This window comes from Botryobacter ruber, assembly GCF_003347595.2.
GTDB lineage: Bacteria > Bacteroidota > Bacteroidia > Cytophagales > Hymenobacteraceae > Pontibacter > Pontibacter ruber_A.
This window is the reverse complement of the sequence record NZ_QCZK02000041.1, coordinates 122,918-137,312: the sequence shown is the minus strand read 5'-3', so window position 1 is coordinate 137,312 and position 14,395 is coordinate 122,918. Positions and strand designations below refer to the sequence as shown.

At 50.2% G+C, this 14,395-nt stretch carries 13 protein-coding genes; 7 read left to right on the top strand and 6 right to left on the bottom strand.

Annotation, left to right across the window (positions count from 1 at the left end; translation table 11 throughout):
- Window positions 1–127 precede the first annotated feature (127 nt).
- From DCW36_RS22885 to DCW36_RS13395, 5 genes are all read left to right on the top strand, one after another.
- Window positions 128–550 carry a hypothetical protein gene (locus DCW36_RS22885; protein ID WP_240676175.1) on the top strand — a complete coding sequence of 141 codons (423 nt, stop codon included), beginning with the start codon at window positions 128–130 and terminating at the stop codon, window positions 548–550.
- 3 nt (window positions 551–553) lie between these two features.
- A complete protein-coding gene (locus tag DCW36_RS13410; protein ID WP_114779066.1) occupies window positions 554–958 on the top strand; it encodes a type II toxin-antitoxin system VapC family toxin in 405 nt (134 codons plus the stop codon).
- 171 nt (window positions 959–1,129) lie between these two features.
- Window positions 1,130–1,510, top strand: coding sequence for a DUF1801 domain-containing protein (locus tag DCW36_RS13405; RefSeq protein WP_114779064.1), 381 nt, complete (start codon window positions 1,130–1,132; stop codon window positions 1,508–1,510).
- 18 nt (window positions 1,511–1,528) lie between these two features.
- Window positions 1,529–2,590: a DUF6687 family protein gene (locus DCW36_RS13400; RefSeq protein WP_114779062.1), complete on the top strand. Its 1,062-nt coding sequence runs from the start codon at window positions 1,529–1,531 to the stop codon at window positions 2,588–2,590.
- Between the two features lie 163 nt (window positions 2,591–2,753).
- On the top strand, window positions 2,754–3,608 hold the full coding sequence (locus tag DCW36_RS13395; RefSeq protein ID WP_114779060.1) for a universal stress protein: 855 nt from the start codon (window positions 2,754–2,756) through the stop codon (window positions 3,606–3,608).
- Window positions 3,609–3,636: 28 nt separating this feature from the next.
- Here DCW36_RS13395 and DCW36_RS13390 read toward each other — a convergent pair whose 3' ends face one another.
- The 3 genes from DCW36_RS13390 to DCW36_RS13380 all read right to left on the bottom strand — a co-directional run bounded on the left by DCW36_RS13390 (window position 3,637) and on the right by DCW36_RS13380 (window position 8,061).
- Complete coding sequence (locus tag DCW36_RS13390) at window positions 3,637–4,038, bottom strand: hypothetical protein (RefSeq protein WP_125185179.1); 402 nt, start codon at window positions 4,036–4,038, stop codon at window positions 3,637–3,639.
- 116 nt (window positions 4,039–4,154) lie between these two features.
- A complete protein-coding gene (locus DCW36_RS13385; RefSeq protein ID WP_114779056.1) occupies window positions 4,155–4,982 on the bottom strand; it encodes a thermonuclease family protein in 828 nt (275 codons plus the stop codon).
- A 130-nt stretch (window positions 4,983–5,112) separates the two neighbouring features.
- Window positions 5,113–8,061, bottom strand: a complete 2,949-nt coding sequence (locus tag DCW36_RS13380; protein WP_114779054.1) for an outer membrane beta-barrel protein — start codon at window positions 8,059–8,061, stop codon at window positions 5,113–5,115.
- A 442-nt stretch (window positions 8,062–8,503) separates the two neighbouring features.
- Here DCW36_RS13380 and DCW36_RS13375 point away from each other — a divergent pair, with 442 nt between their 5' ends.
- Window positions 8,504–9,016: a DUF2062 domain-containing protein gene (locus DCW36_RS13375; RefSeq protein ID WP_114779052.1), complete on the top strand. Its 513-nt coding sequence runs from the start codon at window positions 8,504–8,506 to the stop codon at window positions 9,014–9,016.
- A 176-nt stretch (window positions 9,017–9,192) separates the two neighbouring features.
- On the opposite strand, the gene DCW36_RS13370 is transcribed toward DCW36_RS13375, so the two are convergent.
- Window positions 9,193–10,068, bottom strand: coding sequence for an OmpA/MotB family protein (locus DCW36_RS13370; protein ID WP_114779050.1), 876 nt, complete (start codon window positions 10,066–10,068; stop codon window positions 9,193–9,195).
- A gap of 208 nt (window positions 10,069–10,276) precedes the next feature.
- A complete protein-coding gene (locus tag DCW36_RS13365; RefSeq protein WP_128396976.1) occupies window positions 10,277–10,465 on the bottom strand; it encodes a hypothetical protein in 189 nt (62 codons plus the stop codon).
- A 33-nt stretch (window positions 10,466–10,498) separates the two neighbouring features.
- Between DCW36_RS13365 and DCW36_RS13360 the strand changes: the two genes are divergently transcribed.
- Window positions 10,499–11,869, top strand: coding sequence for a glycoside hydrolase family 28 protein (locus DCW36_RS13360; RefSeq protein WP_114779048.1), 1,371 nt, complete (start codon window positions 10,499–10,501; stop codon window positions 11,867–11,869).
- Between the two features lie 71 nt (window positions 11,870–11,940).
- On the opposite strand, the gene DCW36_RS13355 is transcribed toward DCW36_RS13360, so the two are convergent.
- Complete coding sequence (locus DCW36_RS13355) at window positions 11,941–14,229, bottom strand: S46 family peptidase (RefSeq protein ID WP_114779047.1); 2,289 nt, start codon at window positions 14,227–14,229, stop codon at window positions 11,941–11,943.
- Window positions 14,230–14,395: the final 166 nt, after the last annotated feature.

Below are 14,395 nucleotides of genomic sequence, written 5' to 3'. Positions count from 1 at the left end.
TGTGGTGGCAGGAGCAGTACAGTTTTTAGGGACAGTTTCAGGTACTTGACAGGAATTGTGCAGCTTGAAAAATGCTTTTTGAATTATTTCCTTACCTTGCTGTATAGATGATGAGCCAGGAAGAAAAATGAGTTTCGCTTTACTTGTATTTGACCCGCTTTTGGGAGCAGGCTCAACAACCTCTGTACAGAATGCAGATAAGCCGAATAATTCCGTTAATAACGTTACGGAGAAGTTTAATAAACCGAATTTGAAGTCAAATCAATTAAATGGAAATTTTCGTATATTGGCAATAAACAATGGCTATGATATGACACAAGCAGAACGACATATTGTGGAAACTTATTCGGGGCTTTTTGAAAGTTTGAGTTCGGTAAGCAAGTTAGAATTGCTCGAACGCCTCGCAAAATCCATTAGGAAAGGTAGAACGTCTAAAGAGAAAGATTTTTTCAGTTCATTCGGTGCATTTTCATCAGACAAGTCTGCCGAAGAAATTAATAGAGAAATCAGGGAAAGTAGGAAGTTCAGCCCAAAAGACTTGAAATTTTAATATATGCAATATTTGCTTGATACGAATATCTGCATATTTTTTCTGCGCGGCAAGATGAATCTTGATGAGATTATCAGGGAAAAAGGACTTCAAAATTTCTTTATTTCTGAAATAACAGTTTTTGAACTCAAATTCGGAGCAGAAAACAGCGATAATCCAAAAAAATCATATAAAGCCGTTGACAAATTCATTAAAGGGTTGACTGTCGTTCCTATTTTTGGGATAGTGGATGAGTATGCAAAAAGAAAAGTCGAATTACGAAAAAGTGGAACACCGCTGCACGATGAGTTTGATTTAATAATAGGGGTTACTGCACTTGCAAACGAAATGACTTTAGTAACCGATAACACGAAACACTTCAGGCATTTCAAAAACCTTAAGCTTGAAAACTGGGTTGAAAGAAATTAACCTACCTGTAACAGCACCTATAAAAACATGGGGCAGATAATGTTTCCCCAAGGTTAGTTCGTGATACCAACCTTTGTCTCAGGTAGACATATAATCGCTTCGAAAAGCCTCACCTTTCTTAGCTGCACGAGACCGTTACACCTGCTGCCAACACAGGAAGGAAAACCAACCATGACAACCGAAGGTTTTAACCAACTCATTGCTGACGCTACGCCTGACATCCGGAAGCTGATCGTCGAAACAAAGCACCTGCTAGAAGAAGTGTACCCGGAGTATGTGGAAGTGCCCTGGGTAAAACAGAAGACCATTGGCTACGGCATTGGAGAGAAAAAAATGTCGGAACATTTCAGCTGGATCGGGATATACATCAAACACATCGTGCTGGGCTTTAACTATGGCACCGAACTTCCTGACCCTGACAATATACTGGAAGGAACCGGGAAGCTGTTCAGGCACTATAAAATCAGAAGCGTCAATGATATCCATAACCCTGCCCTGAAAGCCGTACTTGCCGCTGCTGTGAAAGATATAAAGCAGCGGAACAACCGCTAAATTCTGTACCTTTGCGGCATGACACAGCGCCAGTTCATCTCCTTTTCCGAAGTAAAAAACCACAAAGCCATTGTAGTAGACAGCACCCATCCCAACGGGCTTATCCTGTCGCACTGGCGTGGAGCGCCAACGCCGGAACAGGTGCGTGACGATACAAGCGCGGGTATTGTGCTGCATGCGCTGCGGGAAGGGCTGCCGGGGCTGGAACTGGCATATGTCACCGCGAATCATTTCGACATCGATGGTTTTGTGGGGGTGTGGAGCCTGCTGAACCCGGAGCTGGCGCTGGAGAACGAGGAGCTGCTGCGGCAGATGGCCATCATCGGCGATTTCCGGGAGCTGGACCTGAACCACCCGCTGGCCGGGGAGGCCCTGAAGCTGGTGTGCTGGATCAATGCGCGGGAGCGGGAGCTGTTTTACCCGCCTTTCGGGGCGGAGCAGCTGCCGGAACCGGAGGTAACGCTGTGCCCGAAAAAGTTCGCGTACTTTCTAAAGGAATTCGGGCGGGTGCTGCAGGATCCGGACTGGGAGCGGGGCGTGTGGGAAGACGAAGTAGCCTCGGTATTGCTGGGCTACCGTGACATGTACAAGCCCGATACCAAAATTTCCCGCCATCCCGACATCGGACTGGTGATTATCCAGACGCCGCACCCCATCCATTACTACGCCCTTTTCAGCCGCACCGTCGGGTTTGATATCGTGCTGGCCTGTTACGAAAACAACCGCTACGAACTGGAGTACAAATACACCACCTGGGTCGACATCAGTTCCAGACCCACGCTTCCTCGCCTTTCCATGGCTCCGCTGGCGGCACGCCTGAATGCGCTTGAAAAATCGGGCCGCACCTGGACTTACGATGCGGTAAAAGAAACCGGCCCTCTCCTGCGCCTGGACGGCGATAAGCTGACACGCGAAGAGGCCTTCGACAACCCAACCTCCCGCGAAATTTATAGTTCGTCTATTCCCGTAGAGGAGCTGAAGCAGACGGTGGTGGAATACTATACGCAGGCGTACGCCGGAATGCAGCCCAAGTACTACTGGACCTGGAAAGAAGTGAAGGAGCTGAACCGGGAATCGTAGCAGCGGCAGTATACTGTTCCGGTTGTTTCTTTAGCCACAAATGTACCTTTCGGGTGCTGCAGGCGGATAATTTGTAAAGAATTTACCCGCTCATGGGCTGTCGTGCGTATAAATGGCCATACCAGGATAACCTTTTTCTGTCCGACCAACTTTAGCACTGCTCATGAGAAAGATACTTTGCCCCACCGACTTCTCCCGGACAGCCACCAAAGCTGTTGAATATGCCGCTTTTATTGCGCAGCGTGCCCATGCGCACCTGTCGCTGCTGCATGTGGTGCACCTGCCCATTGTGGATACCTCCGAAACAGCCCTGATAGCAGGAGAACTACTCGGGGAACAGATGCGCGATGCCGGCGAAAAGCTGAATGCCCTCAAGCGGCACATGGAAGAAAAATACGGCGCCAACCGCAACGAAAGCTTTACCTGCGACTACATCCTGAAAGAAGCACTGCTCACCGACATTGCCGAGCACCTGACCACCGACGAGGCTTATGATCTGGTTGTAATGGGAACCACTGGCGGGGGCAATACGCTGGAAGAACTGCTGATCGGCAGCAACGCGGAGGCTGTGATCGAACATGTGAAATGCCCGGTACTGACTATTCCGTCTACAGCCAACTGGCCCAACATCCATAAAATTCTGTTTGCCTCCGATTACACCGATAATGACCTGGAGGCGCTGCAGCAGGTTGCGCACCTGGCCCGCATTGTAGGCGCCACCGTGGAGGTGGTGCATGTTACAAAGGAAGCAACCATCGAAAACACAGCCAAAGCAGAGGCATACCGCCTAAAGCTGCAGCAAACCTTTCCGGAAGCCGGCCTGCAGTTCCAGGAAGTAGTAAACAAACATCCCGATGAAGGCATAAAGGCGTATTACGATGCCACCGGGGCAGATATGGCCGCAGTGCTGCGGAAGGAAAAGGGGTTCTTCCGCGAACTTTTCTCTACCAGCCTGGCCGAAAAAATGACTTACCAGGCTTCTGTTCCACTGCTGGTGCTGCACGCCAGGAAGCAATAGTAGTAAATTACACAAAGCGGCTTTGTGCCTATCTTACTTTTTCCTCATCGAACACGTGAGCCAGTTCCGGGCTGCAGACTTCGCAGTTGTACCTGCCAAAATCGCGGATGGCCGTTACCAGGGTAACGTTTCGTTTGGTGGCGTCGCACTTTGCCAGTACTTCGCAGTCGTATTTTACATGGAACACATCTGAATAAATATCGTCGCAGACGTACACCCGGTTCTTGTATATGTCAGGTGTGAGGATATAAAATTCGGGCGCCGGTCTGCGTGCCGCCAGCCGCACACTATCTACAGCTGGTGTTTCGGGCTGTTTTGCTGCTGCAATATCCGTTTTATCGGTCTGGTTATAGCTCTGGCAGGAAGCAAATCCGGTTAGCAGCAGCGTTGCCAGCAGCGCAATTTTAGATCGGTGAAGGAATGTGTACACGAAATTATTAAAGGGTTTGATTGTGGTTAAAGTCTTTGCAATTAAAGCAAAAATACCAAATATCTGACCAGGCACCTACTGTATTCCTGCCGTAATGAAAAGAAGTGTCCTGTAATTTACGAATCGCAGGTTTTGTCGAGTCTTCTGCCATACTCCCGGATGGCTTTTTCCTCTGTTACGGTCAGCACTTCGGCTTTGCAACGCTTGAGCACCGAGCAGGTGGAAGTAACATGGTACACAGCAGAACCTTTGCTGTCGCAGATGTACACAGTGCGTTTGGTTGCGCCGGCAGGTAAGGCTGTGGTGGCAGGTGCAGTAACGTTTTCGGAACTGCTGCTGCTCCGCTTCTCTTTCCGGAAGTCCCAGGGTGGGGTGGGGTTGGGGTCGTTCCAGAGGCCGCGTTTGAAACGGCGCGCATCGGCTTCGAGGTTCTCCAGGTTCTTATCTTTGGAATAGGCCTTGTAATGCCAGGCAAAGCCATTGCGCACCATTTCTTCGTTCAGGCTGCGCCCGTCGGGCAGGATAATGGTTCCAACGGTACGGCCAAAGCGGTCGGTGTTGTGCACGATGAGTCTTACGTATTTGCCAAAAGCCAGGTCGGAGGCAAACTGCTTGGCCCGCTGGCCGTAGTCCTGGTTTTTCTCCGGGCTGTCGATGCCGTACAGCCTGACCGTAACGGATTGCCCGTTGCGCAGCAGTTCCATGGTATCGCCGTCTTTCACGGCTACCACTTTGTCGCCTGCCGTTGTGGAGGGTTTTCTTTCTTCAGTTGTCTGGGGCGTTTCCGGGGGAGCTGCCGGGGCTTGTGCAACAGGTGTATCGGCTGGAATTTCCTGTTCCTGGGGCTGGTGCCGCTCCCGGAAAGGGTCCCGGTTTTCCTGCCGGCATGCCAGATTGCAGAGCAGGGGCAAAAGAAGGAGTAGCTTGTATAAATACCTATTCATGGGGGCTTGTTTCAGGTTGTGTAAGGATAAAGGTACAGATTGTTTGCCAATTGTTGAAGCTTAGGACTAAAACAAGAAGGGCTACCAGTTGGCAGCCCCGCTTGTTACTAAAAACAACACATGTTTCTTTTTACTGATCTCTGTAGCGGCCACCACCGCCTTGTCCGCCGAAGCCTCCCTGGCGTTCGTAACCACCCTGGCGGTAGTTGCCTCTTTCTCCGGAGCCTCTCTCGCCACTGCCTCTCTCACCACTGCCTCTGCCGCCGGGAGCACCGCCCGGGAAGTTGCGGATGTTGTAGGAGAAGGTCAGCATGAAGAAGCGTTGCAGTACCTCGGACCGGGTATCCTGTACATAAGAATCAGAAATAGTTCGTTGGATACTGACATTCTGCTTCAGCAGGTCATTTACACTAAAGCTTACTTCGCCCCGCTGATTTTTAAGTACCTTCTTGCTCATGCTCATGTTCAGGAGCGTGTAGTTGGTGTTAAAGCCGCTCGACAAACCTGAGTTCAACTGATGGCTGAGTTCAGTGCGGTACACCAGGCCTTTCCAGAAACGAAGGCTGGCCCGTAACTGTGTTGACTGGTTAAAGAAGTTGTTGTTCTGCGTTTCCTGGCGGGTGCTCGTAACAACGTTGTAGCTCGAGCTGGTCGAGAGGCTAAAATCTACGTTCTGGCTGATATTGCTGCTGAGTGAGGCTCCTAGTCTGTAGTTGGTTGTGTTTGTAAAGAACTGGGCATTGTTGAACAGGCCAGGTGTTCTGTTGTAACCAACGGAGCCTGTCAGGTTAACGTTTGATTTAATAAAGCCCAGCGGCTGCCCGTAGCTGAAGAAAGACCGGGCGCTCCAGTTACCGTTCAGGTTAACAGGTTTGATTAAGCGGGCTCCGGGAAGAATTTCCATACCAGCGAGTAAAGGCTCTTGCTCCAGATTTTCCTCAGTCGTACTATTGGTGATGTAGTTGTCTGTTTTGTTTGCTGTCACGAAGAAGGTGACAACCCGGTTTGTTTCGGTGTTAAACGAGCGGTAGCGCAGGTTAACTGAGTTCTGGTATGCCTGTACCAGGTCTGCATTTCCGGTGCTGAACCTGAGGGGACTGGTATTGTCAACTACCTCCTGTAACTGGTTGATAGATGGGGCATCGGTGCTGGTTCGGAAGTCGAATTGCAGGTTCTTAGTACGTGAAAACTTATATTCCAACTGTGCAAAGGGAAGCACATTATGGAAGGTTTGGTCCGTCTGGTAACCAGACGGATACTCACGCTGGTTCTGAAGATTTGCCATCTGGTATTGTGTTTCCAGTTGGAAGCGTAGTTTTTCTGAGTTGTACTGGTAGCTGGTTTTGGCCTGTTGCGTCAGGTATTCGCTTTCGGAAGAGTTGCTTAAGCGTACATTCAGGTTATCGTACACCTGTTCTTCGTTTGCTCCTGTTCCCGTCCAGTCGTAGGCCAGCCGGTCAGAATTATCGAACCTGTTGCTGATACTGTATTCTGCCTGCAAACGTGCTTTCTCGCCAACTCTTTCTGCCAGGGCAACATTGCCGCGCCAGCTAAAGTTATCCCTATCGGTTTTTATGAGCTGATTTAAATCAACATTTTTGTCAGGTTCAATAAAGTTTTCAATGTTGGTAACCCGTAAGGTGCTGGCATCGCTTACGGACGTACTGGTATTTAAACCGGCAGAAAAGGTACGTCCAGGTTTTGCGAAGCGGTGGCTAAAGTTAATGTTGTTGCTAAAATTATAATTATAGCTGTCGGAGGTGTTTCTGTCAATATTCGTCCTGTTCAGCTCAACTACTTCGTAAATTTCATCATCGGGGTTTCCATCATAGATCGACCATCCTTCTGTGTTAGAGAATGACCTGCCGTTTTGTACCGACAACCTGGGCGAAATGAGTAATCTGTTTTTTTCATTTATATTATACTCAAGCCGGAAATTAAACTGGTGACTTTCGTTTCTGCTATTGTTGAAACTATTGCTGGAAGTCTGCTGGTTATTCCATTTTGAACGGAAATAATCACGGAACTGTGACCTGTCATTTTCATTAAACACATTGCTGTAGTTATAATTACCGTTAACCTCTATCTTCTTACCCCAGATATCGTTGTAATTCAGCCCGAAGTTTTTTGTATTGGAAATGCCGTTGGTGCCGCCGCCATTGCCGCCACCGCCACCGCCTCTGCGGCCGCGCATGCCGCCGCCCGGCGCTTCGCCTACCGAGAAATCCTGCATGTTGATGTTGTTACTGATACCGGTAACGGTAAAGCGCCTGTCGCCATTAAAAATGTTCACGCTCGCTCCGGCCATGTATTTTGAATCGGAACCAATAAGCTGCTTCTCATCCGGACCCACACCCACCGAAACCTTACCAAACTGCCCTTTGCGGCGGTTCTTTTTGGTGACCACGTTGATGGTTTTGGCGCGGTTGCCGTCGTCGAAGCCGCTGAACTCGGCCTGGTCGCTTTTCTTGTCAAATATCTCGATGTTCTCAATTACCTCAGCCGGAAGGTTTCGGAGGGCCGTGTTGGCATCTTCACCGAAAAAGCGCTTGCCGTCTACCAGCACCTGCCGTACCTCTTCGCCCTGCGTCTGAATTTTGCCATCCACTACCGTAACACCCGGAAGCTTGGTAACCAGGTCTTCGGCACTGGCATCGTCGGCTACTTTAAAAGCAGCCGCATTAAACACGGTTGTATCGCCTTTTTGCGTCCCCAGCGGTATCTGCCCCACCACTTCTACTTCTTTCATGGTGGTAGAAGCCTCCTCCAGCAACAGCTGGCCCAGCTGTACCGGCCCGTTCTGTACCTGCACTGCTTTCGCCAGGCGTTTGTGGCCGATAAAATTTACCTGCACCGAATACTGCCCGGCCTTCACAGGAGCGAAACGAAAGCCTCCGTCTTTGTCGGTGGTGGTAGCCGTTTTAACGGAATCGGGCAACCGGATGAGCAGCACGCTGGCTCCCGGTAATGTTTCTTTTGTAGAGGCACCGTGTACCGTGCCACTTACCGAATAGCCCTGCGCCTGCACAACAGATGTGATGCCGGCAAAAAAGAACAGGAGGAGTAATAATTTTTTCATGACTGGCGATTAGCAATTTGGCTTTTAGACTGGCGATACTGTTCGTGGTTTAGCTGCCTGTAATAAATATTTTATATTTATTTTTCTTCACGTCCGGGAGCAAGTGTGATATTGGTTTTATGGAGGTTATATGATTGAAAATAAGGTGATTGTGGTAAAATAGATCGGCCTTGTCTCGTTTATCTGCGTAAAATTGTTTGCAGCCGGTCCAGCGGATGCGGGCAGTTGGGGGTGCTGTAGCTGTGGGAAAAGTAAGGTGCCGGGAGTGCCGCGGCAGCAGGTTACTTTTTGGCGTAACCGGTATAAACAAAAGGAAATAATCGGGGGCTGATTTTGCCTGAAATTGTTTAGGTGCTGCTGCAACGAATTTCACAAAACACGTGTCTTATTATTACTACCTGCAGCGGGTGTTTTATTAATTTACTTTTCAATTTCGAAAGCTTTGTCAGCGACCATTCTTACCGGTTTTTTTAAACGCAGAATCATTAACCCGATCCTGAACCTGCTCAAACAGGGCATGACACCCCAGAAGCTGTCGGTTACGCTGGCGTTGGGCACCGTTATCGGCATTATTCCGGCTTTTGGTACCACAACGGTGCTGGGAACTGCCGTGGCAGCCAGGTTCAGGCTCAATATTGCGGCTACCGTGCTGGTTAGCTACCTGGTGCAGCCCCTGCAGCTGCTCTTCTTTATTCCTTTCATCAAAGCAGGTGTATTTATGTTTGGCCTGGAAACGATCCGGTTTACCTTAGACGAAATAATGGCGATGTTCAGGGCCGACTGGCTGGAGGCCCTGGAAAAACTTTGGCTGGCTAATTTAGTGGCTGTGGCTGCCTGGGCTGTGGTAGCTGTCCCGGTTGCTTTGCTGTTGTACTACCTTATGCTGCCGATCCTCAGAAAAGTATTGCCCTTAGCTGCAGCGAAGCCGGCGGGAAGTGAAGAACTGCCGGAGTAATAAAAGATTAAGGAGCAGAGGCTGTGGTGGCAGGAGCAGACAATTTTCCCCTACAGGATTAGATTCTAAGCGGGACTTTTCCTGCTATTGTATATATGCGTAACATCAGAAACCAAAACTGCCTGCCTCCATTATCGGAAGCAGGCAGTTTTGGTTTAATGGCCGTGTACTACAGATCAGGTAGTCTCCAGGATCTGGAACAGCTCGTCGAGTTTTGGTGTCAGGATGATTTCGGTGCGGCGGTTCATCTGGCGTGCTTCCTTGGTTTTGGAATCGTCCAGCGGCACGTATAAAGAACGCCCGGATGGCGTTACACGCTTCGGATCGACACCGGCATTGGTCAGGATGCGGGTGATCTCGGTGGCGCGCAGTACGCTCAGATCCCAGTTGTCCTGCATATTGGTCATTGGTCGCAACGGCACATCATCGGTATGGCCTTCTACCAGCACATTTACATCCTGCTGTTCTTTGAGTACGCTGGCCAGTTTACCCAGTGCTTCCACGCCTTTCGGGTCTACTTTGGTGGAGCCGGATTTAAAGAGCAGCTGCTCTGCCAGCGATACATACACTTTCCCGTTGCGGACGTTGATCGAGAGGTCTTTGTCGTTGAAGCCTAACAGGGCGTTGCTCACTTTGCTGCGCAGGGCGTTTACGGCACGGTCCTTTTCATCAAGAATGCGCTGCAGTTCCGCCAGGCGCTGTTCACGGGCTTTCAGGTCGGCGTTCAGGCGGTCGATCTGCGTTTTGGACATGTTCAGGTTTTCGCCCAGGGCTTTTCCTTCTTTCAGCGCCTTGGCCAGGTTGCGCTCGTATTCGGCTTTCTGCGCTGCCAGCGATGCGATTTCCTGCTGCAGGTTCTCCCGCTCTTTCTCCAGCGATGACTTGTCCTGTTCCAGCGTTGTTTTTTGTTTGGTCAGCGTTGCCTTTTCAGCTTCGAGCGCATTTTTACGCGCCAGCAGGTCTTCGTACTTTTTCTTGGATACTACGCAAGAAGATAGGGTAAGCGTGCCTGCGAGCAGGTACAGGGACGCACGGAATACATATTTCTTCATATAAGATAGGTAAGATATTTTTCGTTAGGTCAACAAATATAACATTCTCTCTTTTGTAACGCAGAGGTGCCGGGGCTTTTCAGGACAAAAATAATATACCTGCTTTCCACCAGTTGTAAAGCTGCAGGTCAGCAGCTATTTTTTCCAATAGACCGGAAATGAATGAAGCAAGAATAATACCATTCTGCTATATAGGGAGAATTAAAAATTACAAAACCACCAAACCAACATGATCTTCTGCGCCAGCCACCATTGCCTTAGCCGCTCCTCCGGCAGGCTGAGAAAAAAACGGCACAACCTGTTGGAGCAGGATAGTTCCTTCGCCAGGAGGCTTTATCTTCGATCCTGAATTTCCGGCCATACCCCCGCTTTGGGAGGTTCGCAGGAATAGTTTCATCTATGAACTTATAATATTCTGTTTATCTGATTTATGAAAACCACATTTTTGTACCCGCTGCTCCTGTTTTCTTTGCTGTTATTCTCTTTTAAGAAAGATAAAAGCAAAGTATCCGTAAACGAACTGAATGTCGAGGCGCCTTTTGAGATGCCTGCCATTAAAGTGCCGGATTTCAGCAAGTGCAAAAAAATGCCTATTACCGATTTTGGTGCTGTGCAGGGAGATAAAAATAAAACGAGCAAAGCAATAGCAAAGGCCATCGACAAAGCGAACAAAGCCGGAGGCGGCGTGGTGGTTATTCCGGAAGGGGAGTGGCTGACGGGCAAAATTCACCTGAAAAGCAACGTGAACCTGCACCTGAACAAAGGGGCCGTTCTGCTCTTTTCTGAAAAACCGGAAGATTATTTACCGGCTGTTTTTACCACCTGGGAAGGCATGGAGTGCTACAATTACTCGCCGCTGGTGTATGCGTTCAAGTGTAAAAACGTAGCCATCACGGGAGAGGGCACCCTGAAGGCGAAGCTGGATGTCTGGAAAGTCTGGTATGCACGTCCGAAGGCGCACCTGGAGGGTTTGAAGAAACTGTATCACCAGGCGGCCCAGTACAAGCCTGTGGAGGAGCGCCAGATGGTGCAGAACGACTACAACTTCCGTCCCCAGTTTATCCAGTTTAACCGCTGCGAAAACGTGTTGCTCGAAGGCGTTTCCATTTCGAACAGCCCCTTCTGGGTGATCCACCCTTACCTGTCTATCAATGTGGTTATCCGGAACGTGAATGTGTATGCCCATGGCCACAACAATGATGGCGTGGATCCGGAAATGAGCCAGAACATGCTCATCGAAAACTGCACGTTCGACCAGGGCGACGATGCCATTGCCGTAAAATCGGGCCGCAACCAGGATGCCTGGCGCCTGAACACACCTTCCAAAAACATCGTGATCCGCAACTGCACCGTGAAGAACGGGCACCAGTTGCTGGCCATCGGCAGCGAACTTTCGGGCGGCATCGAGAACCTGTTTATGGACAACTGCACGGTGGTAGACGGCGCCAAACTCAACCACCTGGTGTTTATCAAGACCAACGAGCGCCGGGGCGGCTATGTGAAAAATATCTATGTAACCAACATCAAATCCGGCAAAATAGACCAGGGCATCCTCGGCATCGAAACAAACGTGCTGTACCAGTGGAAAGACCTGGTGCCGACCTATGAGCGGAAGCTGACGCCGATCAAAGATGTTTTCCTGACGAATGTGGAAGCAACCAATGTGAAATTTATCTCCAGGGTGCTGGGGCAGCAGGAGCTACCCGTTGAAAACATCGTGCTGGATAATGTAACGGCGGCTACCGTTCAGGACCAGAACCACATCCACCAGAACCTGCTCAACTTTGCCAGCAGGAATTAACCTTTTACCTATACAAAAAAGTCCCCGTGTGCTGTGCAGGCGGGGATTTTTTTTATTTAAGCGAAGTAGCCTTAAAGGGCTGGCTCTTTTTCTTTACGCTTACGCTTCTTTTCCTTCTTCTTTTCTTTCTTAGCCTCTTTTTCCGATGACTTTCGTTTGCTGTCTACGTGCGCCAGGCCGGAGGTATCGTCGGTTACCAGTGTCATTTCCTGCACCAGGTGACCGGCTCCGGCAAATTTGTCGACAATGAAAAGCATGTAGCGGGCATCGATGGCAATGTTGCGCACCTGGTCCGGGTTGTACGAAATGTCGCTCATGGTGCCTTCCCAGTTACGGTCGAAGTTAGTGCCGATCAGCTGCCCGTGCGCATTAATGACCGGGCTGCCGGAATTACCGCCGGTGGTGTGGTTGGAAGCGATAAAGGCAACCGGCATTTCACCGTTTACACCGTAAGGACCATAGTCTTTCTGCTCGTACAGCTCCTTCAGCCTGGCCGGAATCACGTAATCCTCAATGCCCTCCATGGCCGCTTTTTCCATCACGCCTTCCAGGGTGGTGTAGTATTTATATTTGATGCCGTCCAGTGGCTCGTATGGCTCTACTTCGCCGTAAGCAACGCGCAGTGTGGAGTTGGCATCCGGGTAAAACTTTTTATCCTGCTGCATTTCCCGCAGGCCGGTCATGTAGGTGCGGTAGAGCAGGTTGAGGTTGTCGTTTACCTGGGTGTAGGTGGGCAGAATGTTTGCGCGGTAGTGCGACACAATGCCGCTGGCCAGCTGAAAAGCCGGATCGTTTTTCAGCACCTGCGTTTTGCCTGCCTTAATGGCTGCCATCGCTTCTTTTACGCCAGCCTCCGATGTAAAGAAGGACTTGCCATAGACAGCATCCGCGTATTTTTCGAAATCACCCTTATACTGCTGTTGCACGGTTTTAAACACCTCCGGGTGCAGTTTCGGATCGATGTCGTTATAATACAGGGCCATCAGGGCGGCAAACACTTTCTTATCGGTAGGTGCGTTGTAATTTTTATAGAACCCAGCCGCAGCATCGGCCAACTGATCGGCAGTGGAGTTAATCAGCGACTCCGACGCTTTTTTATCCAGCAGCTCCTGCAGCTTCATGTAATCTGCCGCCTGTTTGATTAGTTCAATTCCAAGGGCTGCCTCGGTTATATAGTCGCGCGAGATCGTGATGCCATCCAGGCTGCGGTAGTTCTTTTCAAAATCCGCCATCAGGTTACCGTATTGCTGCTGCCGTTTGTCGTTGGTGGCCGCCCATTGCTGGAACTGCTGCTCCAGTTGCTGCTTCCGGGCTATGGTGTTGGCCTTTTGCAGTCCACGGTTCTCGCCGATCCATTTTTTCCAGTAATTAGCAATGCTGGCATATTTAGCCGCATATTGAATTCTGACAGCATCCGACGCTTTCATGTCCTTGTCCAGGATGCGCAGTTTGGTGTCGCGGATGTTGATTTTGGCGGGGTTGGAAACTTCGTAAATCTCCTGCACCGCATGCGAGGTAAGGTACTCGCTGGTGCGGCCCGGGAAACCGAAGACCAGCGTGAAGTCTCCTTCCGTAACACCATTCAGCGAAATAGGCAGGTGGTGCTTCGGCTTGTAAGGTTTGTTGTTCGGGGAGTAATCGGCGGGTTTGTTACCGGGGCCGGCGTAAATCCTGAAAATGGAGAAGTCGCCTGTGTGGCGGGGCCACATCCAGTTGTCGGTGTCGCCGCCAAATTTACCGATAGCAGAAGGGGGAGCACCTACCAGGCGCACGTCGCGGAAAGTTTCCGTCACATACATGTAATACTCGTTGCCATAGAAGAACGGGCGGATGATCGCATTGTAATCAGTGCCGGCAATCGCTTCGCTACGCACTCTGGCGATATTCTTCTGGATGGCTGCTTCGCGTGCTGCTTCCGTTGCAGTGGCCGGGATGCCGGAAAGCACCTGTTTGGTTACGTCTTCCATGCGCACGATAAAGGTGGCGGTCAGGCCCGGGTTGGGCAGCTCCTGTTCCCGGTTCATGGCCCAGAAGCCCTTCGTGAGGTAGTCGTTCTCCACGGTGCTGTGCGCCTGCACCTGTCCGTAGCCGCAGTGGTGGTTGGTGAGCAGCAGGCCTTCGGGCGATATCATTTCGCCGGTGCAGAAGCCGCCAAACGAAACAATGGCATCTTTCAGGCTGGACTGGTTAATGCTGTAAATATCTTCGGCCGAGAGCTTCAGACCTTTCTGCTGCATGTCAGCTTCGTTGAGCTGTTTGAGGAGCATCGGGAGCCACATGCCTTCGTCGGGCAGGGCGTTTGCCAGCCCCGAACTCAGCAGTGCGGCCGCAAAAAATAATACGATTCTTTTCAGGATCATGTGTACGTTAGCTTGTGATGTAGATGTATGGCTCAAAATTACGCAATACAGGTTAAGGCTGCAATGATAAGAAGGGAGCCGTAGTTGGCTACATCCCATAACAAATTTCCTGCCAGGGCCTACAAGCAGTGTTACCGCCATACCCCGAGAGGAAAGGTGCGTTTGC